Origin of the sequence: Janthinobacterium sp. LS2A (assembly GCF_036543145.1) — a bacterium.
In the GTDB taxonomy this organism is placed as follows: Bacteria; Pseudomonadota; Gammaproteobacteria; order Burkholderiales; family Burkholderiaceae_D; genus Janthinobacterium; species Janthinobacterium aestuarii.
In genome coordinates this window covers 33,706-59,388 of the sequence record NZ_JAZHPB010000004.1, presented here as the reverse complement: position 1 = coordinate 59,388, position 25,683 = coordinate 33,706, and the positions used below count along the sequence as shown (strand labels likewise).

The following is a 25,683-nucleotide window of genomic DNA, read 5'->3' as shown; positions in this document are numbered from 1 at the left end:
GCGCCAGCCTCACGATGAAACGTCTGCTTCTGCCCTTGCTGCTCTGCTCCGCCTTCGCCCACGGCGCGCCCTTCTACGAAGGCAAGACCCTCGCCCATCCCGCCATCACCGCGTCGCAGGACAGCGGCTTCGACATCGCGTTTCTCAAGGAAAAAGAGGGCGTCAACGGCTATTACTGCGAATGCAAGAGCGACACATCGAAACCCATTTTGCTCGACCAGTTCGGCAACGCCGTCATCCGTTCCGTCTTCTACGCCTCGCTGGACAAGGAATCTGACGACAGCGTGCAAACCATGCTGGTGCTGTTCCGGCAGGACGGCAAGAACGGCTTGCGCGCCTACCGCTACCACCGCAGCTCCGGCAAATACCGGCGCCTCGACGGCTTGCAGCCGGCCCTGAACCGCATCGTGTCGCAAAGCGCCGCGCCCAACGCGGGCCAGGTCAAGGCGGCGCTGGCCAAGCTGGCGCCGATGGACTACAGCGTCGCGCGCGGCAAGAGCGGCAATGCGGACTTCGACGCCATCGACCATACGCAGGGCACCGTCGTCGGCTACTACAGCGACGAGGGCAAGCCCGTGGAGGCTGGCAGCCAGGACGCCATCATCTACAAGAAAACCTTCGAGAAGAAAGGCGACCGTTTTCTCACCGCCAGCTACACCCTGTACAGCGATGCGGGCGCCGGCATCCTGCGCAATTACCGCCTGTGGCAAGTGGCGTGGGAAACGGCGCCGAAGCAGTTCACGGGCAGCCAGGAAGGCCCTTCCGTCATCTACAGCCTGGCCTGGGACGACGGCTCGGTGGTCGAGCGGGGCCAGTACGCGAAAGGCAAGCGCCAGGGCCTGTGGGTGCGCGAAGGCATGCATGAAGGCAGCGAAAAAGGCCATTTCGTCGATGGCCTGCAGGAAGGCATGTGGTACTTCAATTACCCAAAACAGAGCGAGAGCGGCATGTACCGGGCCGGCAAGCGCGAAGGCCGCTGGACGGTCGTCAACTATGCCGATGCGGAGGAAGTGACGGGCTTCGACACCTACGCGGGCGGCCAGCTGAACGGCCCGCACGAACGCAGCATGGGCGGCAAGCTGCAAACGCGCGGCAACTACGTGAACGGCTCGCGCCATGGCGCATGGATCACGGAAGACGGCGACGGCAGCTTCATCGAAGACTTGCGCGACGGTCCGTGGAAACTCAAGCTCAAGGACAAGGCCACGCAAAGCGTCACTTTCGTGCAAGGCAAAAAACAGGGCGAAGCGATCGACACGGATGCCCAAGGCGCGCTGCGCCTGCGCGACCATTACCAGGCCGGCGTGCTCGAAGGCAGCCACACGCGCTATCTGGGCCCGGCCGGCAAGGAATACATGGTCTACACGGCCACCTACCGCAACGGCCAGCTCGATGGGCGTGAACAGGCATTCGACGACAGCGGCAAGATCCTGCGCCTCGATACCTTGTGGGAGATGGGCAAGAAGCAGGGCCTGGACGCGCGCTACTACCCGAACGGCAAGCCGGAGCGCCTGGCCGTCATCGACCAGGGCCGCCTGCTCACGCACCTGCGCGAATACTATGAAGACGGCCAGCTGCTCAACGACATCCACCGCTGCACCTTCAAGGAATACGGCAGCACGCGCGACGACGTGTGCGAGTACCACCATATGTACTACCCGGACGGCAAGCCGCAGTATTACTACGCCTTCCAGTACGGCCAGCGCCAGGAAGGCTATTCGAACTACCCGAACGGCAAGCGCAAGGATGAACTGCTGGTCGACCGCGCCGCCGACACCTCGGTCTTGAACGTCTATTACGAAAGCGGCCAGCTCAAATGCACGGAGCCGCGCAGCGGCCACAGCACGCGCACGGTCAACGGCGAGACCATGATCAGCTATGCTTCGTCCGACCGCGACGGCGACAATATCTGCTACCACCCGAATGGCAAGGTGGCCAGCATCTACACCTTCCGCAAGCGCGTGCTCGTGGAGTGCGGCAAGCGCTACGACGACACGGGCAAGCAAACGTTTCCGGGGCCGGAAGGCTGCCCTCCTCCCAGGAAAGTGGACTACCCGATAGGACTATGACCATGACGCAAGCAACACAGCCGCTACGCATCCAAAATCCCGAACGCATCGACGCCAGGGCGATCCGCGCCGCCATCGCGGGCGGCCAGCAGGTACTGGTGCAGTTCGATACCCTGGGCGAGCCGGAGCCGCTGCTGGCCGACCTCGACGCCCTGGCCGCCACCTGCGGCACGGCGCTGACCATCCGCATCTACGGTTACGACCCGAGGGTGTTCGACGCCCGCATCCTGCGCGCGCTGCCGCATGTGGCCAGCCTGTCCATCGACTGCCACTGGCAAGCCATCCATCTGGAAACCCTGGGCGAGCTGCGCCACCTGAAGCGCCTGAGCCTGGGCGTGTACAAGCTGGCGCAGGCCGACATCCTGCAGCTCGATAATTTGCGCGGCCTCGAATACCTGAACCTGGGCGAGTCGGCCAAAAACAATATCGACCTGGCGCCGCTGCGCCACTACACGCAGCTGGCCAGCCTGGTCATCGAGGGCCACGACCAGCATATCGACACTGTGGCCGGCCTGCCGGCGCTGCACGAGCTGTCGCTGTACCGCATCAAGAACAAGGTGCCATTGGATTTCATCTCGGAGATGGCCCGCCTGGACCGGCTGCTGTTGCAACTGGGCGGGCGCGAATCGCTCGCGCACATCGAGGCGCCCCTGCTGCGGAAACTGGAAGTGATACGCGTGCGCGGCCTGGAAACCCTGGGCGACATCGGCCGCTTCCCGCTGCTGCAGGCGCTATGGGTGGAAGACCAGATCAAGCTGCGGCAAATCGCGCTGGGGCCCAATCCCGTGCTTGAGCGCCTGCATCTGCACACCTGCAAGACGCTCGAGAGCCTGCCCGGCCTCGCCGCCCTGCCCGCCCTGCGCCAGCTGTCGGCATCGGAAACCATGCTCGACATCGACGCCCTGCTGGCGCATGGCTTGCCCGCGTCCCTCACGCATGCGCGCCTGCGAACGGGCAAAAAAACCCGCGACGACGCCATCGCCGCGCAGCTGGCGCAACTAGGCTACGAGCAGCCAGGTCCCTGCTAGATCAGCGGCTGGCGGCCAGCTTGCGCTGCCACAAAGCCACGTCGATCATCACGCCATCGGCGCCCGTGTTGCGGATATAGACGCGGTAGCTGCCCTGCCCCATGTTGCCATCGAGGTAGGCCGTGCGCTCATTGCGCTGCAGCCGGGCGCCCTTGGCCAGCTGGCGATAGCGCTCGACCACCGTGTCGAAACTGGCATAGCTGCGCAGCGCCACTTCCAGGTCGCGCGGCGGGCGGCCTTCCGCATGGTCGAGCACATTATTCTGTTTCTTGCCCTTCAAGGTGAGCGGATAGGCAAACACGCCCGCGCCGGCCGACGTCAGCACCGTGGATTTATCGAGCAGCAGCGGCAGCAGCGCCGGCGGATACGCGGGCGGCAGCTGGGCACGGTTCCAGCCCGGCAGGGCCGGCTGCGCCAGCACATATTCGACGGTGGCGATCTTTTGCCCGTCGGCGCCCGCTTCCTTGTCGCCCGCGATCAGCGCCAGCATGGGCGGCAATTGCCGGGCCCAGGCCAGCAAGGGCGCCGCATCGCCAACCAGCATGCCCTTGCGGTGGAACACGGTCAGTACCGCGTTCGGATCGGGATTGCAGACCTTCGCCAGCGGCTGGCCCTCCAGGCGGCAATGCCCGTTGACGAGGCCAAAGGCGATGATGGCGCCGCGCTTGTCGAGCAGCATGGCACCGCGTTCGCGGCCCTGCTTGCGGTCATTCATCGACGCCAGCAACTGGCGGCCGTCGGCCAGCACGGTGCGCGTGGCGTCGCGCTTTTCGCTGATCGCTTCGAGCGCCTGCGCCAGCAGCAGTTCATCGTCCTCCGTGTAACTGCCGCGCGCGTAACCGAAGAAATCGAACAGGGCCGCGCGCACTTGCGGGTCTTCGCTCAGGCGCGGCAAGGGACCGCCGGCCAGCAAGGACGACAGGCTTTTCCCGGCCGGCGCCGAGGGCGCCGCCGTGGCGCGGGCGGGCTGGGAAAGGATGCAGGCCGCTGCCAGCAAGGCGCCGCCCAGGGTGCGGTAATTCGAAAAAATGATATGCATGATTCTGTCTGTCGGGGATTTGGCCGCTCTTGCGGCCACGCATGGCGCGCCGGCGATTCTAGCATGGCGCCAGCCCCCATGCCGTGCGGCTGGCGGACGGCGCGTGCGCCGGCGCGGCTGTTATGATGGCTGCAATGACGATCTCTCCTCCCGCTTCGACACTGCTCGTCCTCCTGCCCGGCATGGATGGCACGGCCAGCCTGTTCCACCATTTCGACGCCGCCTTGCGCGCGCACAGCGCCATCGATACCTTGGCCATCGCCTACCCGGCCGCGCCACTCGACTATGCGGCGCTGGAAGCATTCGTGCGCGAACGCTTGCCGCGGGACCGCCCTTTCGTCGTGCTGGCCGAATCGTTTTCGGGACCGCTGGGGGCGGCTTTGCGCGCCGATCCGCCGCCTGACATGCGCGCCCTGGTCCTGTGCTGTTCGTTTGTGCGCAATCCGCGCCCGGTGCTGGCGCCGCTGCGCCACCTGCTCGGCCTCGTGCCCTTTGGCGCCATGCCCGGCTTCGCCCTGCGCCAGGCGCTGCTGGCGCCCTACTCCACGCCGCAACTGCAGGCGGAACTGGCAACGGCGCTGGCGCAAGTGCCACCGGCAACGCTGCGCCAGCGCCTGCGCGCCGTACTGGAAACGGACGCCTCGCGCAGCTTCGCGCGCGGCAGCCTGCCCGTGCTGTATCTGCGCGCCCGCCACGACCGCCTGGTGCCGCCCGCAAACGCCGTGCAGATACTGCGGCAGGCAGCGGGCGCGCAACTGGTCGACATCGCCGCGCCGCACATGCTGCTGCAGGCCGCGCCGGAAGCGGCGGCCGGCGCCGTCGCCGCTTTCATCGACAGCCTGTCAGCCCCGCAGATATCGGCTTAAACGCGCGCTGGCCAGCACGGCCAGCCAGCTCAAGCCGCCCGCCAGCACGCTGAAGTAGATCGCCCGCAGCGGATGCTGGGGCAACAGATACGCCAGCACGGCCGCACCCAGCAAGCCGCACAGCGCAGGCTTCCACCAGCCGGGCGGCAGCAGCGCCAGCAGCAGATTCGTGCCCGCATACACGTAGAACACCAGCAGCAAGGCCAGGCCGCCCGCCACGCCGCGCGAGCCGAGGCTGCCGAACAGCTGCGTGTACAGGAAAAATCCCAGCCAGCTCAACACAATAAACAACAGGCAGCCCAGCGCATGCGCGCCCAGGCCCGCCATCAGGCGCTTCTTCATTGCCATCATCCATATCGTCCCGTGCAAAGCCGCATCATAGCGATTTTGCCGACAATGCGACCGGTTGACTTGTCTACCTACTAGATGGTAGACTTATTTCGAACCCGGTATTTCACCCGGCAATCTTTTCGCGCCACGGCGCATTCGACCTTTGCGAGGCATTACATGCATCAACTGTTCACCCCCTATGACCTGTCCGGCATTTCTCTGGCCAACCGCGTTGTCATGGCGCCGATGACGCGCACGCGCACGCTCGAAAACAATCCCGATGCGCTCACCGCGCTGTATTACGCCCAGCGCGCCTCGGCCGGCCTGATCGTCACCGAGGGCTTGCCCGTCTCCGATGAAGGCCGCGGCTATCTGTACACGCCGGGCATCCATAGCGACATACAGGGCCAGGGCTGGCGCCAGGTCACCGATGCCGTGCATGCCAAGGGCGGCAAGATCTTCGCCCAGCTGTGGCACGTGGGCCGCATGTCGCACGTGTCTATCCAGCCGGGCAACGCGGCGCCCGTCGGCCCCAGCGACGTGGCGGCGGAAAACACCACCGTCTACGCCTGGATCGAGCCAGGCAAGGCGGGACCGGTACTGCCCAGCGTGCCGCGCGCGCTGAGCGTCGACGAGATCGCCCGCGTCACCGCCGACTTCGTGCATGCGGCAAAAGTCGCTATCGACGCTGGCTTTGACGGGGTCGAGATCATGGCGGCCAACGGCTTCCTGTTCGACCAGTTCCTCAGCAGCGCCGTCAATACGCGCACCGACCAGTACGGCGGCAGCATCGCCAACCGCCAGCGCTTTTTGCTCGAGACCATAGACGCGCTGTCGGCCGCCATCGGCAGCGGCAAGGTCGGCGTGCGCGTCTCGCCATTCGGCCGCCTGTACGATATGCGCGCCTATGCCGATGAAGCGCAGGTGTGGAGCAGCGTGGCGCAGGCACTCGATACGAGGCAGCTGGCCTATGTGCACCTGAACTACCAGCCGACCATCACGGCGGCGCAAGTGCCAGCCGGCTTTGGCGCGCAATTCCGCCAGGACTATCACGGCACCCTGATCGGCGCGGGCGGCTTCACGCAGGAACTGGCGCGCAGCGAGCTGGAAAAAGGCGACCTCGACCTGATCGCCTTCGGCATGCCATTCATCTCCAACCCGGATCTGGTGGAGCGCATGCAAAACAACTGGCCGCTGGCCGACAGCGACCGCTCGACCTATTACGGCGCCAGCGGCGCCCCGTCCCACGGTTATACCGACTATCCCGCGTATGGCGCGGCGCCTGCCAGCAATATGCTCAATGGCATCAACGTGGCAGCATTGCAGCAATTCGCCCAGGGCGTGGCAGGGCATCCCGACAAGGGCGAGGCGCGTTTCAATGTCAAGACCCGCTGGCAGCACCAGACGCGCAGCGTGGCCACCGTCAGCCACTATGTGCTGGGCGGCGAAAAACATGCGCGCCATTTCGAGATCGCCTCGGACGAACCGCATGAATTGCTGGGCCAAAACACGGCGCCCAATCCGCAAGAACTGCTGATGGCCGCCCTCAACGCCTGCCTGTCGGTCGGTTACGCGGCCAATGCGGCGGCCATGGGCATCACCGTGCACAGCCTGGAAATCGAAACGGACGGCAAGCTGGACCTGCGCGGCTTCCTCGGCCTGGACGAGAACGTCAATCCCGGCTACGACGAAGTCAGTTACGTGGTGCGGCTGCGCACGGATGCCTCGCGCGAGCGCGTCGAGGCGCTGCACCAGGCCGTCACCAAAACGTCGGTCAACCTGGCCAATTTCTCGAAGGCCATCCGCATGCTGCCCACCCTGGAAATAATCGAGGCCTGATACCCATCCCGGGAATCATCGAACCACCAACCCGCGCGCAAGCGCATACATAATGAGGAAATCATGGAAGACTGGAAACAAGCTCGGCAAGACATCAACACACGTGCGATGCAACTGAACGCATTGACGCCCGACACCATGAAAGGCATCGCCGCACTGGGCGGCGCTGGCGACAAGACCAACCATCTCGATGCGAAAACGCGGGAACTGATCTCGCTGGCAGTGGCCGTCACCACGCGCTGCGACGGCTGCATCGCCTTCCACGCTGCCGCCGCCAAGAAGCTGGGCGTGACCGTGGAAGAAATTGGCGAGGCGCTCGGCGTGGCGATCAACCTCAATGCGGGCGCCGCCGTTGTGTACAGCACCCACGTGCTGGACGCGTTCGACAAGGCTTGATACCGCCGCGTCAGCCGGCCTGGCTTGCGTGCACGCCGGGCCGGCCACTCAAGGAGCAACCATGAAAAACAACACACAAGCGCTGGTCGTCGACATCTGGTCCGATTTCGTCTGCCCCTGGTGCTGGATCGCCAAGCGCCGCTTCGAGAAGGCCCTTGCCGCTTTCGAACACAGGGACGCCGTGCAGGTCAGGCTGCGCGCTTACCGCATCGCACCGAACCATCGGGCCGAACCGATCAAGGCAGCCTTGCTGAAAAAATTTCGCGATCCGATGGCCGCCGAGGGCATGCTGTATTCGGTGCAGTCGCATGGAACGGCCGAAGGCCTGGACTACCGCTTCGACACCATGCTGTTTGGCGACACCATGGACGCGCACATGCTCGTCAAGGCCGTCAACGACGAGGCTTTGCAACAGCGCCTGGTCGAAGTGCTGTATGCGCAGAGTATTTCGCACGGCAAGTCGCTGTTCGACCGCGATTCCCTCGCCCTGCTCGCGGCGCAGGCGGGCGTGCCTGCCGAGGCGGTGCAGCGCGCGTGGTCGACACCGCAATTGCGCCAGCAGGTGCAGGACGATGAACGCAGCGCCTCGCGCATCGCTTCCGGCGTGCCGCTGTTTGTCTTTGGCAATGGGACGCACATTTCCGGCGCGCAGCCGCAAGAGGTATTCCTGCAGGCACTGGAAAAAATGCATGCCAGGTCCCAGGAGGATCTGGCCGCATCGGCCGGGGAAATGTGTGGCCTGGACAGCTGCATCCTCCCTTAAGCGCTGGCGGCAGCTTCCGTGGCAGGTCCCGCCGTGTCCAGGTAGCCATGGACCGCGCGCCCCAGGCGCCGCGCAAGCGACGCCATATCCGTTTCTCCCCGCAGCGCCGCGGCGTCGATGATGCCGCGGCATAGCGCAATCACGTCGGCGGCGGCCATATCAGGATCGGCGACGCCATGACGCGCCAGCAGCCCCGCGAGCTGGCCCGCAAGCGCATGCCGCAAGGCGTCGTCCTCATGCTGCAACGATGGCGACGACGGCGCCGATTCCAGCGCGAGGGCAAGCGCGGGCCGCCTGAACTGGTGCGCCAGGCCGGCCATCACCCCCTGTTCTATCGCGAGCGGCAGCTCACCCTCCAGCGCCATGGCTAGCCCCACGTCGTGCAGCAGCACTGCGCGTTCGCGGCGTACCAGTTCGGCCAGCAGCGCCTCTTTCGACGGGAAGTACTGGTACAGCGAGCCGATGCTGACGCCGGACAGCTCGGCAACGTGATTCGTCGTCAACGCGGCCCAGCCCCGCACCTCAATAATGCGAGCAGCCGCCTCCACCATCGCCGCGACGGTGGCAGCCGATCTGGCCTGGGACGGCCGCTTGCGGGGCTCCGCATGCGCTGCAGTTTTTGCCATGAATGCGAGTAGCGAAAGTGGGTAGTAAAACTTATTCTAAACGTTCCGCAAACAACTGTCCTTGCCGAGACGAGAACGCCATGCACACTTATACATTCCTGCTGATACTGCACGTAGTCGCCGCCATCGCCTTCATCGGCCCGATGATGCTGACGCCGCGCCTGCTGAACCTGATGCGCGAGCCTGCCGGCCGCGACACCTTGCATAAGCTCCATCAGCAGATCGCCGTCGCAGGCTGGATACTGCTTGCCGGCGGGCTGGTCCTGCTGTACCAGCAAGAATGGGCCTGGCTGCACATGGGCTGGATGCGGCTGTCCCTCGCGCTTTTTATCGGCGCGCAAGCCATCGATCATTTTTGGGCGGACAAGGTGGAAGAGAAGGTGGAACAGGGATACGCGCAGGCGGGCGCCAGGCTGAAAACCTGGCTGTGCCTCAAGCTGGCCGTTTTTTTGATCATCTGCGCGCTCATGATCGCCAAGCCCGCCCTGTTTGCCTGAGCGGGCTGGCCCGCGCTACGCCAGATTGTCGAGCATGTAATGGAAAGCGGCCAGCGGATCAGTCGACGGCCCCAGGGCCCAGCCGATAAAGCTGGCGCCTTCCAGAGCGCTGAGCAGCATGAAGGCATAATCCTTCGGCGCTTTCCGCAAGGTCCAGCCATGCAGCTGCGCCGCCTGCACGAGATTGTTTTCCATCCAGTCCAGCTGCTGCGCCATCAGCTGCCGGCCCAGGGCCTGCAGCGATTCGGGCAGCGCCGCCATTTCGGCCGCGAGCGCGCCGCACAGCGGCAGCAAATGGTCGTTGGCGCTGGCCAGGAACAGCCCGCCGAACTCGCGCAGGCGTTCGACCGGATCGGCATGCGCCGCATCGATCGCCTGCAGCTTTTCGGTAAACACGTCGATATATTGCGTGATCAAGGCCACGCCGAGGTTTTCTTTGGTGGGGAAATGGTGGTGGATACTGGCCTTGCGTATGCCGATTTCTTCCGACAAATCGGCATAACTGAAAGCGGCGTAGCCTTTCGAACGCAGGTGGATCTCTGCGCTTTTCAAAAGGGCGTCGCGGGTACTCACTGACATGACAGGCTCCTGCACCAACGGCCATGCCGGCCATTGACGGATTAAATTCAACAAGGGGCAATTATGCCTGAAGTCGCCGCAGCCAGGGCTTGGGGCATGCGCATGAAAAAAGCCGGCCCTTTCGGGAGGAAAGGGCCGGCTTCAGTACATCGGTCACCGCCGCCGTGTCGGATTACGCTGCGCTAATCCGACCTACGTCTACATTTTAGGCATGCGGTGGTGATTACTTCGCCGAATTGAGCAGCAATTCGTTGAGGCGTTTCACGAAACTGGCCGGGTCGGCCAGCGAGCCGCCTTCGGCCAGCATGGCCTGGTCGAACAGGATGTTGGCCCAGTCGCCAAACTTGCCGCCTTCCGCATCTTCGTATTTCAGGCGCGTCACCAGCGGGTGGTTCGGATTGATTTCCAGGATAGGCTTCGATTCCGGCGCGCTCTGGCCCGCCGCTTTGAGCATGCGCAGCAGGTTGCCCGACAATTCGTTTTCATCGGCCACCAGGCAGGCTGGCGAATCGGTCAGGCGGAACGTGACGCGCACGTCCTTGGCCTTGTCGGCCAGCACCGTCTTCATCTTGCCCACCAGGTCGGCGTACGAGGTTTCCGTTTCTTCGTGCTCCTTCTTTTCCGCTTCGTCTTCCAGCGCGCCCAGGTCCAGGCCACCCTTGGCGACGGAGACCAGTTCCTTGCCTTCGAAGTCCTGGATAAACGACAGCATCCATTCATCGACACGGTCCGTCAGCAGCAGCACTTCGACGCCCTTCTTGCGGAAGATTTCCAGGTGCGGGCTGTTTTTCGCGGCGGCGTAGTTGTCGGCCGTGACGTAATAGATCTTGTCCTGGCCTTCCTTCATGCGCGCCACGTAGTCGGCGAACGAGGTGATTTGCTCGTCGCTGTCGTTGGCCGTCGACGCAAAGCGCAGCAGCTTGGCCAGGCGTTCCTTGTTGGCCGCGTCTTCGCCGATGCCTTCTTTCAGCACCTGGCCGAATTCCTTCCAGAAGACGGCGTACTTGTCCTTCTTGTCCTGCTCGTCCGCGTTCGCCAGTTCTTCCAGCATGCCCAGCACGCGCTTGGTCGAGCCTTCGCGGATGACCTTGACGTCGCGCGACTCCTGCAGGATTTCACGCGATACGTTCAGCGGCAGGTCGGCCGAGTCGATCACCCCGCGCACGAAGCGCAGGTAGGTCGGCATCAGCTGCTCGGCATCGTCCATGATGAAGACGCGCTTGACGTACAGCTTGATGCCGCCGCGCTTGTTGCGGTCCCACATGTCGAACGGCGCCTTGGCCGGGATGTACAGCAGCTGCGTGTATTCGCTGCGGCCTTCCACGCGGTTATGCGTGTGCGTGAGCGGCGACTGGAAGTCGTGCGATACGTGCTTGTAGAATTCGTCGTACTGTTCCGGCGTGATGTCGGCCTTGTTGCGGGCCCACAGGGCGCTGGCCTGGTTGACGGTTTCGAATTCGTCTTTCAGGACGGTTTCTTTTTTCTCGTCGTCCCACTCTTCCTTCTGCATCACGATCGGCAGCGAGATATGGTCCGAGTACTTGCGGATGATGGACTTGATCTTCCAGCTCGACAGCAGTTCGTCCTCGCCTTCGCGCAGGTGCAGGATGATGTCCGTGCCGCGGCCCGTTTTTTCGATGGTCTCGATGCTGTAATCGCCTTCGCCGGCCGATTCCCAGCGCACGCCTTCGGAGGCGTCCGCGCCGGCGCGGCGCGTTTCGACGGTGATCTTGTCGGCGACGATGAAGCCCGAATAGAAGCCCACGCCGAACTGGCCGATCAGGGCCGCATCCTGCTGCTGGTCGCCAGACAGCTTGCCGAAGAATTCCTTGGTGCCCGACTTGGCGATGGTACCCAGGTGCGAGATCGCCTCGTCGCGGGTCATGCCGATGCCGTTGTCGGAAATGGTGATGGTGCGCGCATCCTTGTCGAAGCTGACCTTGATCTTCAATTCGTGATCGTTGCCGTACAGGGCGTCGTTATCGATCGCTTCAAAGCGCAATTTGTCGGCCGCGTCGGACGCGTTCGAGATCAATTCGCGCAGGAAGATTTCCTTGTTCGAGTACAGGGAATGGATCATCAGGTGCAGCATTTGCTTCACTTCGGTCTGAAAACCCAGGGTTTGCTTTTCGGAGACAGCCATTTTTACCTCATAGTCTTGTGGATGGGACGGATTCTACGGAGTTGGGGATGGTGCCAGCGATTTCAAGAGCGGCTGCCGAAAGTCGCCTCTAACCCAGCGCGCGGGCGAAAAACGCCCACACCCGCTCGTCCTGCACCGTGGCCAGGTTCAGGCGCATGCGGGTCGACGGCAGCTGGCGCGGCGAGAACAGGCTGCCCGGCGCCAGCACCAGCCCCTCGGCCAGCGCCTTTTCGGCCAGGACATTCGTGTCGCAGCCCGCATCGGCCCACACGAACATGCCGGCCGGCGCGGGATCGAAGCGCAAGCCTGCCTGTTCGACCTTGCGATACGTACCCTCGCGCACCTTGTCGAGCCGCGCGCGCAGACGCTCCGCATGCTTGCGGTACAGCCCCTGCGAGAGGATTTTATACACGACCCTTTCGCCGATGTCGCTGGTGGTGAGGGTCGCCAGCATCTTGCGGTCGGCCAGGCGCTGCGCCCGCTCATTTGATGTGGCGATGAAGCCCACGCGCAGGTTCGCCGCCAGGCTCTTGGAAAAGCCGCCCAGGTAAATCACGCGGCGCAGCTGGTCCAGCGCGGCCAGGCGCGTGGCCGGCTGCACCGCGCCGCCCGGGTGCATGTCGCAATAGATGTCATCCTCGACGATGAGGAAATCGTGCTGTTCGGCCAGGCGCAGCACCTGGAACGCCTTGGCTGCCGACAGCGACGTCGAGCTGGGGTTGTGCAGCACCGAGTTGATCACGTACAGCTTCGGACGGTGCAGGGCCGCCAGCTCGGCCAGCACGGCGATATCGGGGCCGTCGCCGAGGCGCGGGATGCCGATGACGTTCACGCCCATGGCGGCAAAGGCGCCGAACATCAGCCAGTACGCGGGATCGTCGACGAAGATGGTGTCGCCGGGGCGGGCAAACTCGCGCGCCACCAGGTCCAGCGCCTGCATCACGCCCACCGTGGTGACGATCTGCTCGGGCGGGCAGGCGATTTCCAGCCCCGCCAGCTTCAGCTGCAACTGCTGGCGCAGCGGCAAGAAACCTTGCGGCATGCCATAGCCGAGCAACAAACTGCCGGGCTGGCGGCTGACTTCGCGCAAGGCGCGCGCCACGAGGTCGCCATCGAGCCACTCGGCGGGCAACATGCCGATGCCGGGCGCGGGAATGGCCGGCGTCTGGCGGAACATGTTACGGATCAGCCACACCACGTCCATCGGCTGCGCCGCTGCGTCCTGCGCGCCAGCGGGCGCCGCCGGCGTGTTCAGGGGCGAGCGCTCGCGCACGAAAAAGCCGGCGCCGCGCCGCGATTCCAGGTAGCCGCGCGCCACCAGCTTGTCGTAGCTGGCCACCACCGTGGCGCACGACACGTCCAGGCTGGCCGCGCACTGGCGGATCGACGGCATGCGCGCGCCGCCGCGCAGCAGCTTGTCATCGATGCGCGCCACCAGCGAACGCGCGATCTGGTCGATCAGGGTTTCGCCCGAGGCGCGCGACAGCAAGGGCAGGGACGGAGAGGCGAGTGTATTGCTCATATGACCATTACAGTATGTGGAGTTATGCGTAAAAGTGTATTTGTACTGTATTGCTATTGCGCCCTAGGATAGCAGTACCGGGCGCATTCATCCACATCTGCCCGCCTTTATTCCACACCACCCGTACCAGGACAGCCATGCCATCGCACGCCACACCTTCCCCCAGCCATTCCCTGCGCCTCGGCGCCGACCGCAAGGGCCTGCTACTGGGCTTGATCGCCGTCGCCCTCTTCAGCCTGACCCTGCCCTTTACGCGGCTGGCCGTGGCCGAACTCGATCCCACCTTTGTCGCCCTGGGCCGCGCCTTGGTCGCCGCCTGCCTGGCCGGCCTGTGGCTGTGGCAGCAGCGCGCACCGCTGCCGCGCCGCGAACAATGGCTGCCGCTGACCCTGGTGTCGCTGGGCTGCGTGGTGGGCTTCCCGTGGCTGACGTCGATCGCCATGCGCAGCCTGCCCGCCTCGCACGGCGCCGTGCTGGTGGGCATTTTGCCGCTGGCCACCGCCGTGTTTGCCGTACTGCGCGGCAAGGAGCGCCCCTCGGCCGGCTTCTGGCTGATGGCCCTGCTCGGCACGGCTCTGGTGGTGGCGTTCGCGCTGCGCCAGGGCGGCGGCAGCTTCCACGTGGCCGACTGGCTGATCTTTGCCGCCGTGCTGCTGGCGGCACTCGGCTATGCGGAAGGCGGACGCCTGGCGCAAGCCATGCCGGGCCAGCATGTGATTTGCTGGGCGCTGCTGCTGGCCGTGCCTTTTGTCTTGCCCGTGGTCCTGTGGAACGCCTGGCCCCAGCGCGCGCTGATGGCGCAGGCCAGCGGCGCGGCGTGGCTGGGCTTTGCCTATATTTCCGTGTTTTCCATGTTTATCGGCTTCTTTTTCTGGTACCGGGGCATGGCGCTGGGCGGCGTGGCCCGTGTGGGGCAGACGCAGCTGCTGCAGCCCTTCCTCACCTTGCTGGGCGCGGCCGTGCTGCTGAACGAGCCATTGACGGGCGAAAGCCTGCTGTTTGCCGGCGCCGTGATCGCCGTGGTGGCCATCGGACGCAAGCTGAAGTAAGGTTTCTTGACGCCCATTTGCAACGCCGTTGCGCGTGCACATGGGCACGGCGGCGTGCAAGCCGTACAATACCGCAGCACCATGGCGACGCCTATCCGGCGCCGCTTGCGAACGCACCGCCACAAGCGGGCCAACAAATCCAGCCGGCGCAGCTCGGCATCTTCTGTGAGACTCGTATGAAAATTGAAAATCCGAATCCGATCCAATGGCGCTTTGCCGAACGCGCGGAACAGCTGCAAAGCTCGTTCATCCGCGAAATACTGAAGATCACGCAGCGTCCCGAGATCATCTCGTTTGCCGGCGGCCTGCCCTCGCCCGCCACCTTCCCCGTGGAAGAAATGAAGACCGCCTTCGACAAGGTCCTGTCGAACAATGGCAAGGTGGCCCTGCAATACGGCCCGACCGACGGCTACCTGCCGCTGCGCCAGTGGATCGCCGACTCGCTGTCGGGCAATGGCAGCACCATCCTGCCAGAACAGGTGCTGATGACGTCCGGCTCGCAGCAGGCGCTGGACTTGCTGGGCAAGGTCCTGATCGACGAAGGCAGCAAAGTGTTGGTGGAAACCCCCAGCTACCTGGGCGCCCTGCAGGCATTCTCCGTCTATCGTCCCGAATTCGTTTCCGTCGATACCGATGACGAAGGCCTGGTGCCATCGTCGATCAACCCCGTCGCCGATGGCGCCCGCCTGCTGTACGCGCTGCCGAACTTCCAGAACCCGACGGGCCGCAGCCTGTCCGTGGCGCGCCGCGTGGAGCTGGTGGAAACCTGCGCCCGCCACGGCCTGCCGCTGATCGAGGATGATCCGTACGGCGCCCTCAGCTACAGCGGCGAGCCGTATCCGAAGATGATCAACATGAATCCGGACGGCGTCATCTACATGGGCTCGTTCTCGAAAGTGCTCACGCCAGGCATCCGCCTCGGCTACGTGGTGGCGCCGATGCCGCTCGTGCGCCGCCTGGAACTGGCCAAGCAGGCGGCCGACCTGCACACCTCGCAGCTGACGCAGATGGTCGTGCATGAAGTAATCAAGGATGGCTTCCTGGACCGGCATATTCCCAGCATCCGCAGCCTGTATGGCAACCAGTGCCAGGCCATGCTGTCGGCGCTGGAAGAACACTTCCCGGCCGGCGTCACGTGGACCAAGCCGGAAGGCGGCATGTTCATCTGGGTCACCCTGCCGAAACACATCGACGCGATGAAACTGCTCGATGAAGCCATCGCCAACAAGGTCGCCTTCGTACCGGGCGCGCCGTTCTACGCGAACACGCCCGACACGCATACTCTGCGCCTGTCGTTCGTGACAGTACCGCCGGAACGCATCCGCGAAGGCATCGCCATCCTGGGCAAACTGATCGCCGCAAAAATGTAATGGCACTCTCCACGCCCCGCTTGCCGCGGGGCGTGTCCCCCGCTGCCCCGCACCAGGGGCACGCGTCTTTTCCGCCTAAAAACCGCTTTCATGATAGCAATTGCGTGTATTTATTTTTAAAAATATCATAAAAATAATACTTTCATTGCTCGCGTAACATCGATTTTTTCACCCAAAAAAATGGCGAGGCGGTATGATTTGACGGCTGTATCAGATTTGAACCCGGTCAGCATCACCGAATATGCAGCAAACGCAGGCAGCGCAGAGTACATCGAGAAGGCCGGAAGCAATGAGTCCAGGCAGTGTGGAGCATTCCCAGCGGCATGAAGCCGCCATTTTGATTGTCGACGATGCGCCGGCCAACCTTGAGCTGCTGCGCAAGCTGATGAGCGAACAGGGTTATCAAACCTATGTCGCCACGTCCGGCGAGCGGGCGCTGGCGATCGCCCAGCGCGCCCAGCCCGACCTGATCCTGCTCGACGTGCTGATGCCGGACATGGACGGCATCGAAACGTGCCGCCGCCTCAAGCAGCATCCGCTGACGCAGCGCATCCCCGTCATCTTCATGAGCGCCAAGACGGAAACGGAAGACGTGGTGGCCGGTCTCGACTGCGGCGCCGTCGACTATATCAGCAAGCCGCTGCGCATGGCCGAAGTGTGCGCGCGCGTGCGCGCCCAGCTGAAAATCCGCAGCAACAATGAAACGCAGCAGGAACAGGCCGAGCGCCTGCGCACCATCGTCAACAACATGGCCGAGGGCTTGCTGATCATCGAGGCCGATGGCCGCATCCAGTACACCAACCCGGCCTGCGACCAGTACCTTGGCTACCGCGAAAACGAACTGGCCGGGCGCTTCATCGGAGAGCTGCTCAGCCCCCTCGTGACGCAGGAATACCTCGATTATTTCGCCATGCACGCGGCCAATCCGGAAAAAGCGCACAACCACGGCACGCGCGAAGTGGCGATCCGCCACCGCAACGGCGCGGCGCTGAGCATGGACCTGACCTTGACGCCCATGTATCTGCGCCAGCCCCTGTATATCGGCCTGCTGCACGACATCACGCACCACAAGCAGTCGGAAGACGCGCTGCAGCGCGCCGCCTATCTCGACCCGCTGACGCAGATCGCCAACCGCCGGCATTTCGACAGCTTCCTTGAAAAAGAATGGCAGCGCGCCGTGCGCGGCGGCGGCGCCCTGTCGCTGGTGGTGCTCGACGTCGACCACTTCAAGCTGTACAACGACAGCCTGGGCCACCCGGCCGGCGACCTCTGCCTGCAGCAGGTGGCGCAGGCGATCGCCGCCCACGCCAGCCGCTCCGGCGACCTGGCGGCCCGCTACGGCGGCGAGGAATTCGTCTTGCTGTTCGCCGACACGGACGCCGACAGCGCCCTGCACCTGGCCGAAGCCATCCGCGCCAGCATCGAAGCGCTGCAACTGCCGCACCCGCGGTCAAGCACGTCGCCATGGATCACCGTCAGCATCGGCGTGGCCACCATCCGCCCGCACCAGCTGGACGACCGCGAAGCCCTGTTCGTCGCCGCCGACCGCGCCCTGTACGTGGCCAAGGAAGCGGGCCGCAACCAGGTCCGCGCCACCCACTCGGGCAGCACGGCCTGGGAGACGGTCAAGGCGATCGTACTGCGTTAAAGCTTAGCAAGACATGCGGCAAACAAAGAGTAGGCCCACGTCCCACGCAAAGGCACCCCGGGGCCAAGCGGGCCTGAAAAATGTCGAGGGCAAGGCGCAGCGACGCAGACAGTACGAATGTACGGCAAGGAAGCTGCAACGCCGCCATCGGCATTTTCTCAGGCCCGCGTCTCCGGCCCGCCATTTTCAGAAGTAATCAGAATTTTCTAGACACACTCAACTTCGCATTCCTCCCCACGCCGGTAACGGCTTCGCTCAAGTAGGGCATGTAATTGCGGTTGAAAACATTATCAACCGTCAGCCGCACCTCCGTGCCGCGCCACACGCCTTGCCGGCCATTCCACGACGCAAACACGGTATGCAGCGCATAGCCTTTCGATGGCGGCAGGCGGTACACATTCCCCACCGGCAAGACGCGCTCCTGCTTCGCCACGAAGCGGCCCTGCCAGCCGATGCTGGCGCCCAGGTCGGGCATGCGCCAGCCCAGGCCCGCCATCAGTTTATCGGGCGCGATGGTCGACACGGCTTCGTCCTGGCCCCACGGGTCGCGCTGGGAACCGGTGCGCGTGCCGCGCTGCTTCGACAGCGAAGCGCTGGCAAACAGGCGCGGCGAATTGTAGTAAGACTCGACTTCCACGCCCTGCGTGCGGAAACCGGCCAGGTTGCGGTAGGACGACAGGGCCGGCGGCACCTTGCCCGATCCCGGCACATAGCCTTCGATCAGGATACCCAGGCGCGGGCCGATATTGTCGCTGACGCGGTTCCGGTACGCCGTCAGGCGCAGCTGCACGTCGTCGCGTTCCATGAACACGTTTTGCCGGTGCAGCATGACGCCCGTGCGCATGGCCGTCACCCGTTCGACGGCCAGGTCGCGGCTGGTACCCGGCGTCGATGAACCCTGTCTGGCCGATACATAGTATTCATTCGAGTACATCTCGTCGATCGTCGGCGCACGCCAAGTGCGGCTCAAGTCGCCGAACAAGGCCAGCGTGCTGGATGCCTTCCAGAACAGGCCCAGGCGCGGCGACCAGTCTTCGTGCGCCTTTTCGCTGAAGTCGTGGCCAGCCGCCGCCAGCGGGCTGTTGTAGCGCGACGCCTTGTTCGGCACGCCCTCGGAAACGACTCTGTCGTGGCGCAGCGCCGCCGTCACCGTCACGTCGCCATACGTCATCGCATCCTGCAGATACAGGCCCGTGGTTTCCTGGCGCCCGGCCGGCATGTAGTAGGGCTGGAAGTAGCCATAGTTGTAGCTGGGGTCCTTCAGCGCCGTCGACGACGGGTAATACATCAGAGTGTCGCGCACGTTCTTGTGCCATTGCAGGCCCGTCAGCAGCACGTGCGACACGGCGCCCGTGCTAAATACGCTTTCGTTGCGTACCTCGGCGATGCGGTCCACGTACGAAGCCCAGCTCTCGTTGCCCAGGGACCCCAGGTAGGAACCGAGTGAAGCGGAGGGCAGGCGCTTGTCATGCTGGTCCGTGTGCGAATAGCCGGCGCTGGCCGTCAGCTTGATCCATCGGTTGTTCTGCGGCGCGTACTGCCACTTCACGGAATACGTATCGTCGTCCTGGTCGCGGTACACGGCCTTGCGCTGCCACGCCTCTTCCAGTCCGTATTTTTTGATTTCCGCCTCGGTCGGCGTGGGCACGTCCTCGCCCATGGCGGCGAACGGGCCCCAGCCCGAGCTTCCGCTCTTCATGGCCGTCAGGGTCAAGAGCTGCTCCGGCGTCAGCCGGATATTCAGCTTGGCCAGGCTCGATGGCGCATCGATGGCGGAAAAGCGGAATGGCTTGCCATCGGGCTTGCGCAAATCGTCGGACTTGCGCTGCGTCGTGAAGGCCATCGCATCGAAGCGGCCATCTTCCGTGCGGCCGTAGACGGCCACGGTGGCGTCGTTTTCTCCATTGTTCGAGTGGCGCGAATACTTGAGCATGGCGCCCACTTTCTCGCCGCCTTCCAGCAAGTCCTGCGCATCCTTGGTCTCGACCGTGATGACGCCGCCGAAGCCGCCATTGCCATACAAGCTCGTATGCGCGCCCTTGTTCACTTCGATCTGCTTGATCAGTTCCGGCTCGATGAAGATGGAACCCTGGCGGTATTTCTCGAAGCCCTTGGGCACGCCATCGAGGATGACTTTCACGTCCTGCACCTTGTTGAAACCCCAGATATTGAGGCTCTGGCCGCTGGGACGGGCCGTACCGGCCAGGTCCACGCCGGGCAAGGTGTCGAGCAGGGACGCGACATTGTCGGCCTGCTGGCGTTCGATGTCGGCGCTGTTGATATACGAGCGTCCGGCCGTGCCGGCACTGATGGCGTCGCCGAACACGCTGATGGCGGGCATCTGCACGGCGTCGGCCTTCTCGGTCTTGTCGGCCATCGCCACCGCCCACGCGTGGCCGTGCGCGCCACCCAATGCCAGCGCCAGCGCGGCGGCCAGCGGGGTCAATCGTTGTTTGCTGCTGCTCTTCATCGCTATCCTTGCCTGGGTTTGCTTGCTGCTCGATGCTTGTGGAATGAAAAAATGCAAGGGCAGAGGACAGCGGTGCACGATCAAGCGGCGGCGTTGAAGGAAGCGTTGCGGCGGAACTCTGCCCGCGCGGACACGCCGCCGGCGCATGGCCGGCGGCGCACTGCAGTCACCGGGATAAGTTGCCTTAGTGAAATGCGGAACACATCATATATCGGATGCGAATGATTCGCAATACGATTTAATGATTGGCTATTCCGGATAGCCGGTGATGTCGGCGATCTCGCGGTACAGGGGCTGCAGCCGCGCATACATTTTCTGGTACACGCGCCGGTACAGCTGCTCGTAGATCTTGCGGTGCTCGGGATGCGGCTGGAATACCTTGCCCTTGCGCGTCATCGCCTGCACGGCGGCGGGGAAATCCGCATGCCAGCCCAGGCCTACGCTGGCGGCGATGGCCGCGCCCAGGCCCGAACTTTCATACACGTGGGCGCGCGCGGCCGGCAAGCCGAAGATGTCGGCCGTCAGCTGCATGGCGGCGTCGCTTTGCGAACCACCGCCCGCGATGCGCAGCTCCGTGATGGCAATGCCGCTGCGCCGCTCGATGCGTTCCTTGCCTTCGCGCAGCGCATACGCGAGGCCTTCGAGAATGGCGCGGTAGATGTGCGCGCGCGTATGCACATCGCCAAAACCGATCATGGCGCCCTTCGCTTCCGGGCCCGGCACCTTGATGCCGGGACTCCAGTACGGCTGCAGCATCAGGCCCATGGAGCCGGGCGGCACGGCGTCGACCAGGCGGTCGAACAAGGCTTCGGCGGACAAGCCCGTGCCATCTTCGGCCGCCGCCGCCCGTTCGCGGTCGCCGAACTGTTCCTTGAACCAGTTGACCATCCAGTAGCCGCGGAAAATCTGCACTTCCGTGCTGTAGGCGCCCGGCATGGCGGCCGGATACGGCGGAATGAAGCGCGTCACTTCCACGTATTTGCGGTTGGTCGTGTTGATGGTGGCCGTGGTGCCGTAGCTCAGGCACGCCACGTGCGGTTCGACGCAGCCGGCGCCCAGCACTTCGCAGGCCTTGTCGGCGGCGGCCGCCAGCAGCGGCGTACCCTCGGGGATGCCCGTCGCCGCGGCGGCCGATGCCGTGATGGCGCCCATGCGCGTGCCCGGCGCCACCAGTTCCGGCAGCATGGACGGCTTGATCGCCAGCGCCTGCCACTTCCAGTCGAAGCGCCCTGCCCACGCGTGGCGCTTGTAGTCGAACGGGATGTACGCCACTTGCGAACCCGTCGAATCGATGTATTTTCCGCAGAGGCGATGGTTCAAAAAGCCCGACAGCAGCAGGAATTTGTGCGTGCGGCGCCAGACGTCGGGCTGGTGCGCGCTGATCCAGTTGATCTCGGCCTCGCGGCGGAAGTACGTGATCGTGCCATCGAGGCGCGTGGCGCGGAAGGCGGCGCGCCACCATGGCGCCAACTGGGGGATGTCGCGCGTGCTGCGTTGGTCCAGCCAGGTGATGGCGGGCCGCAAGGGCTGGCCCTCTTCATCCACGTTGACGACCGTGCCGCGCTGCGTCGTCACGGCCACGCCGGCCACCAAGGATTTATTGATGTCCGTGCCGCGCCACAGCTGCTGGCACGCTGCGCACACGGCTTGCCAGTAGCCGTCGGCGTCATGCTCGGCCCAGCCGGGGTGATCGGAATAGTACGCTTCGAGGAACACTTGCGCCTTTGCCGCCAGATTGCCATCCTGGTCGAACAGCAGCGCGCGCACGCTTTGCGTGCCATTGTCGATGGCAAGGATATACGGGCCGTCGCCCGCCAAGGAGGCCATGGCTTATGCCAGGCTGGCCAGCGCGGCGCGCAGCGCCTGCAGCAGCGCTTGCGGATCCTTGTCAGGCTGCGCGCTGAAGACAGGCGCTTCCCAGTCCTGCCCGCGCACGGCCACCACGCGCAAGCGCCCCTGTTCGTTCCACGCCGGATACCAGCCCACGTCGACGATGTCGCCATTCGCGCACGTGATTTGCAGCAGGTCTTCGCCCAGGTCGTCGACGAGGACGTCCACGCTCCGGCGCAAGTCCAGCGGCGACAGGCTGTCGTAGGTGATGCGCGCGTCGCCCAGTTCCAGGGGCTGGCCAAACAGGATGGTCTCGATGATGCTCTCCTTATTTTTATGGTTTTCTTCACCCTGCGGCACGCTGTAATGGCGGCGCCACAGGGCCAGATAGCGCTGCTGCTCTGCCTCCCAGCGCGCGTCGTCCCAGCCCAGTTCACGCTGGCAGATGGCGCGCAGGCGCGGCATGATAGCAAGCCCACCGCCGGCCAGCTGCAAACCGAGGCGCGTGCGCCGCAGCAGCAAGTCGTCCAGGTGCTGCACGTCTTCCATGCGCGCGCCCCAGCGCAGCTGCGCCCACAGGGTCTGCGTGCCGGGAATCGGCGCCAGTTCGCCGTCCTGTGCCGCATCGCACAGCGCCTGCGCCCCCGCGCCATGACGGCCCAGCAGCCGTTCGCGCTGTTCGGCATCTAGCGCCAGGGCCTTGCCCGACAACGGTGGCGTGGCATCGAAAATCGGCAAGGGCCGCAAATCCGCCTGCCAGCCCGGCAGCAGCGGCGCGGCGCGGCGCAATGCGTCGAGGGCGATCACGCGAAACGTCGTCAGCTTGCCGCCCGCCACCGTCAGCAAGCCGTTTTCCAGCCATAGCGCATGTTCGCGCGCTTCCTTCGACGGGTCAAGCTGGCCGCTGCCGATCACGGGACGCACGCCGGCAAACGTGGCCAGCACATCGCCTTCGCCCAGCGCCAGCTGCGGGAACTGCCACTGCAAGGCGGCCAGCAGATACGCAAGTTCGCCGCGCGTGATGGCCGGCTCCACGTCCAGGCTGGCGCCGTGGTCGACATCGGTGGTGCCCACCAGGGTCACACCCTCCCACGGATACGCAAACACGGGGCGGCCATCATGCGGGTGCATCAGGCTGACGGCTTGCGCCAGCGGCAGCCGCCAGGCGGGCAGCAGCAGATGGCTGCCGCGCAGGGGCCGCAGTTTCGGCGTTTCTCCGACCTGCCCGCGCAAGGCGTCTGCCCAGGCGCCCGTGGCGCTGATCACCAGGCGCGCACGCATGGTGAATGCCCTGCCATCGAGCGCATCGGTCAAGGTGGCGCCGGCGACCTTGCCACCGTCGTGCAGCAAGGACGCCACGCCCAGGTAATTGACGGCCACGCCGCCATGGCGGCGCGCTTCCTGCAGCACGCGCAGCACCAGGCGCGCGTCGTCCGTCTTGGCATCCTGGTACAGCATGCCGCCCTGCAGGCCGTCGCGCCGGATATGCGGCGCCAGCATGGCGAAATCCGCCGCGTCGACATAGCGGCGCGCGCGCCGGCCCGCCATCACGTCGTAGATGGCCAGGCCCAGCATGAACTGGCGCCGCCCCGGCTTCCTGCCCCTGTAATCGCCAAAGGCAAAGCCTTGCGGCTCGACCAGCCCGGCCGCATCCGTCAGCAAGGTTTGCCGCTCGTGCACCGATTCGCGCGTCAGCGCGAACTGGCCCTGCTTCAGGTAGCGCAAGCCGCCATGCACGAGCTTCGAGGAGCGGCTCGAGGTGCCCCAGGCGAAATCGCGCTGCTCCACCAGCAGCGCCGTCAAACCGCGCCGCGCCGCTTCCAGCAAGATGCCGGCGCCCGTGATGCCGCCGCCGACGATCAGCACGTCCCACTCGCGCGCCAGGAGGCCGGGCAAATCGTCCCTGTTCACAATCCACTTCCCGCGTCAGGCAGCAGCTTACCGGGATTCATCATGCCCTGCGGATCGAACTGGCGCAGCAGCGCGCGCATGGCGGCGATGCCCAGCTCGCCCTTTTCGGCCACCAGCCACGGCGCGTGGTCCGTGCCCACGCCATGCTGGTGGCTGATGGTGCCGCCGTTGGCGACGATGGCGGCGCCGGCCGCGTCTTTCAGGGCACGCCAGCGCGCCATGTTTTCCTCGTACGTGGACGCCAGCCGGTAGACATAGGTGGTGTAGACGCTGGCGCCCTGCGCGTACACGTGCGACAGATGCGTGTACGCGTGCACCTGCTCGCCATGCGCGGCCAGCGCATTGACACCCGCCTGCTCGAGCGCCGCCATCATCGGTGCCACGCGGGGCCAGTCGACGGCCGTCTCCACCGTGTCGATCACATAGCCGTGCTCCCACGCGCCGTTGCGCAGGTAGACGTTGCGAAAACGCCCCTGCTTCCATTTGTCGCCCATGTGCCGCCCCACGTGCACGCCGCCATGCCGCCGCGCCAGCGCCAGGGCGCCGCGCAGGGCCGCACGGGCCGGGCCGGCTTCTCCGCTGGTGCCCAGCATCAGCATGCACTTGCCGTCGCCGCAGCCGCGCAGCGACAAATATCGTTCCAGCAGTCCCACCAGTTTCTTGTGCCCGGCCAGGGTCAGCATGGTTTGCGTTTCCAGGGCGTTCGACAAGCGCAGCATGCACAAGGGCAGGCGCGACTGGGCCAGCGCCCGCACGGCCGCCTGCGCCGGGCCCCAATCCGCAAAGAACACGGCATGGAACGCTTCGTAAGGCGGCAGCGGCGAGACGCGCACCGTCGCTTGCGTCAGGATGCCCAGCCGCCCTTCGGAGCCGAGCACCATTTCGCGCAGGTCGATGCCGGCCGCCGACGCGGGAAACGTGGGGATGCGCAAGGTGCCGGCCGGCGTTTCCACTTCGCCGCCCGCGAACAGCTGCTCGATACGGCCATAGCGCAACGATTGCTGGCCCGACGAGCGCGTGGCGATCCAGCCGCCCAGGGTCGAATACTCGAACGACTGCGGATAGTGGCCCAGGGTGTAGCCGTGCGCGCGCAGCTGCGCTTCCAGGTCGGGACCATACACACCGGCGCCGAACGTGGCCAGCTGCGCTTCGCGGTCCAGGTGGCCCAGCGCGCGCAGGCGCGCGAGGCTGACCGACAGCACGGGGCGCGGTCCCGCCGCTACCGTCAAATGCCCGGCCACGCTGGTGCCGCCACCATGCGGGATGACGGCCACGCAGGCTTGGCGCGCATACGCGAGCAGCTGGCGCACCTGCAGCGCGCTGTCGGGAAAGGCCACGCCATCGGGCACCGCGCCGATGCGGCTATGGCGCAATTTGAACCAGTCGGGCAGGCTTTGGCCGAGCGCATGGCGCACGCGCGTGGCGGGCTGGGTGTCGATCAGCGGATGCGGCGCCAGGCGCGAAGCGGGTACTTGCGCGCAGGCGTCGTCGAAGGTGGCATCGACGATGCCGCTGCCAGGCCCCAGGCGCTCGCGCAGAAACGCCAGCGCGTCCCCGCTCAGCGCATACGTGATGCTCTCGTCTCCCCAGCCATTCCAGCGTTGCATCGACATCCCCTATATTCGGCCAGTTGCGCGCCACGGCGGCTTGCTATACTGTTCTTGCCTGATTTTCTTGCTAGATCAATAGCATATGCCGCCACAGACGA

The 25,683-nt window shown here is 64.9% G+C and carries 20 protein-coding genes and 1 pseudogene; 11 read left to right on the top strand and 10 right to left on the bottom strand.

The window, feature by feature from the left end:
• Window positions 1–14 precede the first annotated feature (14 nt).
• Both V3C40_RS13020 and V3C40_RS13015 read left to right on the top strand, forming a co-directional pair.
• A complete protein-coding gene (locus V3C40_RS13020; protein WP_331777644.1) occupies window positions 15–2,069 on the top strand; it encodes a toxin-antitoxin system YwqK family antitoxin in 2,055 nt (684 codons plus the stop codon).
• A 2-nt stretch (window positions 2,070–2,071) separates the two neighbouring features.
• On the top strand, window positions 2,072–3,097 hold the full coding sequence (locus V3C40_RS13015) for a hypothetical protein (RefSeq protein ID WP_331777643.1): 1,026 nt from the start codon (window positions 2,072–2,074) through the stop codon (window positions 3,095–3,097).
• A gap of 1 nt (window position 3,098) precedes the next feature.
• On the opposite strand, the gene V3C40_RS13010 is transcribed toward V3C40_RS13015, so the two are convergent.
• A complete protein-coding gene (locus tag V3C40_RS13010; RefSeq protein ID WP_051991956.1) occupies window positions 3,099–4,136 on the bottom strand; it encodes a hypothetical protein in 1,038 nt (345 codons plus the stop codon).
• 134 nt (window positions 4,137–4,270) lie between these two features.
• Between V3C40_RS13010 and V3C40_RS13005 the strand changes: the two genes are divergently transcribed.
• On the top strand, window positions 4,271–5,002 hold the full coding sequence (locus V3C40_RS13005) for an alpha/beta fold hydrolase (protein WP_331777642.1): 732 nt from the start codon (window positions 4,271–4,273) through the stop codon (window positions 5,000–5,002).
• On the opposite strand, the gene V3C40_RS13000 is transcribed toward V3C40_RS13005, so the two are convergent.
• The gene (locus V3C40_RS13000) at window positions 4,979–5,344 is read right to left on the bottom strand and encodes a hypothetical protein (RefSeq protein ID WP_072454881.1); all 366 of its coding nucleotides are present in this window, start codon (window positions 5,342–5,344) and stop codon (window positions 4,979–4,981) included. The genes V3C40_RS13005 and V3C40_RS13000 overlap by 24 nt on opposite strands.
• A 165-nt stretch (window positions 5,345–5,509) precedes the next feature.
• Here V3C40_RS13000 and V3C40_RS12995 point away from each other — a divergent pair.
• From V3C40_RS12995 to V3C40_RS12980, 4 genes and pseudogenes are all read left to right on the top strand, one after another.
• Window positions 5,510–6,604, top strand: a pseudogene (locus V3C40_RS12995) (alkene reductase); the annotation flags it as partial.
• Between the two features lie 21 nt (window positions 6,605–6,625).
• A complete protein-coding gene (locus V3C40_RS12990; protein ID WP_331777878.1) occupies window positions 6,626–7,171 on the top strand; it encodes an OsmC family protein in 546 nt (181 codons plus the stop codon).
• A gap of 63 nt (window positions 7,172–7,234) precedes the next feature.
• Entirely contained in the window at window positions 7,235–7,567 is a 333-nt protein-coding gene (locus V3C40_RS12985) for a carboxymuconolactone decarboxylase family protein (RefSeq protein ID WP_331777641.1), read from the top strand.
• Window positions 7,568–7,628: 61 nt separating this feature from the next.
• Window positions 7,629–8,330: a DsbA family oxidoreductase gene (locus tag V3C40_RS12980; RefSeq protein ID WP_331777640.1), complete on the top strand. Its 702-nt coding sequence runs from the start codon at window positions 7,629–7,631 to the stop codon at window positions 8,328–8,330.
• Here the strand turns inward: V3C40_RS12980 and V3C40_RS12975 are convergent.
• Window positions 8,327–8,956 carry a TetR/AcrR family transcriptional regulator gene (locus tag V3C40_RS12975; protein WP_070306134.1) on the bottom strand — a complete coding sequence of 210 codons (630 nt, stop codon included), beginning with the start codon at window positions 8,954–8,956 and terminating at the stop codon, window positions 8,327–8,329. The genes V3C40_RS12980 and V3C40_RS12975 overlap by 4 nt on opposite strands.
• 80 nt (window positions 8,957–9,036) lie before the next feature.
• Here V3C40_RS12975 and V3C40_RS12970 point away from each other — a divergent pair, with 80 nt between their 5' ends.
• Entirely contained in the window at window positions 9,037–9,453 is a 417-nt protein-coding gene (locus V3C40_RS12970; RefSeq protein WP_070306132.1) for a hypothetical protein, read from the top strand.
• A gap of 15 nt (window positions 9,454–9,468) precedes the next feature.
• Here V3C40_RS12970 and V3C40_RS12965 read toward each other — a convergent pair whose 3' ends face one another.
• From V3C40_RS12965 to V3C40_RS12955, 3 genes are all read right to left on the bottom strand, one after another.
• The gene (locus V3C40_RS12965) at window positions 9,469–10,032 is read right to left on the bottom strand and encodes a TetR/AcrR family transcriptional regulator (protein ID WP_070306130.1); all 564 of its coding nucleotides are present in this window, start codon (window positions 10,030–10,032) and stop codon (window positions 9,469–9,471) included.
• A gap of 223 nt (window positions 10,033–10,255) precedes the next feature.
• Window positions 10,256–12,175 carry a molecular chaperone HtpG gene (gene htpG / locus V3C40_RS12960; RefSeq protein WP_034758403.1) on the bottom strand — a complete coding sequence of 640 codons (1,920 nt, stop codon included), beginning with the start codon at window positions 12,173–12,175 and terminating at the stop codon, window positions 10,256–10,258.
• 88 nt (window positions 12,176–12,263) lie between these two features.
• Window positions 12,264–13,697 (bottom strand): aminotransferase-like domain-containing protein, encoded by a 1,434-nt coding sequence (locus V3C40_RS12955; protein WP_331777639.1) that lies wholly within the window; start codon window positions 13,695–13,697, stop codon window positions 12,264–12,266.
• 137 nt (window positions 13,698–13,834) lie between these two features.
• Here V3C40_RS12955 and V3C40_RS12950 point away from each other — a divergent pair, with 137 nt between their 5' ends.
• From V3C40_RS12950 to V3C40_RS12940, 3 genes are all read left to right on the top strand, one after another.
• On the top strand, window positions 13,835–14,746 hold the full coding sequence (locus tag V3C40_RS12950) for a DMT family transporter (protein ID WP_219329845.1): 912 nt from the start codon (window positions 13,835–13,837) through the stop codon (window positions 14,744–14,746).
• 176 nt (window positions 14,747–14,922) lie between these two features.
• On the top strand, window positions 14,923–16,116 hold the full coding sequence (locus V3C40_RS12945; protein WP_034758412.1) for an aminotransferase-like domain-containing protein: 1,194 nt from the start codon (window positions 14,923–14,925) through the stop codon (window positions 16,114–16,116).
• 289 nt (window positions 16,117–16,405) lie between these two features.
• Window positions 16,406–17,764, top strand: a complete 1,359-nt coding sequence (locus V3C40_RS12940; RefSeq protein WP_072454801.1) for a diguanylate cyclase — start codon at window positions 16,406–16,408, stop codon at window positions 17,762–17,764.
• A 196-nt stretch (window positions 17,765–17,960) separates the two neighbouring features.
• Here V3C40_RS12940 and V3C40_RS12935 read toward each other — a convergent pair whose 3' ends face one another.
• The 4 genes from V3C40_RS12935 to V3C40_RS12920 form a co-directional block, all read right to left on the bottom strand.
• Window positions 17,961–20,234, bottom strand: a complete 2,274-nt coding sequence (locus tag V3C40_RS12935; protein WP_331777638.1) for a TonB-dependent hemoglobin/transferrin/lactoferrin family receptor — start codon at window positions 20,232–20,234, stop codon at window positions 17,961–17,963.
• A gap of 249 nt (window positions 20,235–20,483) precedes the next feature.
• Window positions 20,484–22,061, bottom strand: coding sequence for an FGGY-family carbohydrate kinase (locus tag V3C40_RS12930; protein ID WP_331777637.1), 1,578 nt, complete (start codon window positions 22,059–22,061; stop codon window positions 20,484–20,486).
• 3 nt (window positions 22,062–22,064) lie between these two features.
• Entirely contained in the window at window positions 22,065–23,975 is a 1,911-nt protein-coding gene (locus V3C40_RS12925) for a glycerol-3-phosphate dehydrogenase/oxidase (RefSeq protein ID WP_331777636.1), read from the bottom strand.
• Entirely contained in the window at window positions 23,972–25,582 is a 1,611-nt protein-coding gene (locus V3C40_RS12920; protein ID WP_331777635.1) for an FAD-binding oxidoreductase, read from the bottom strand. The genes V3C40_RS12925 and V3C40_RS12920 overlap by 4 nt, the downstream gene beginning before the upstream one ends.
• Between the last annotated feature and the right edge of the window lie 101 nt (window positions 25,583–25,683).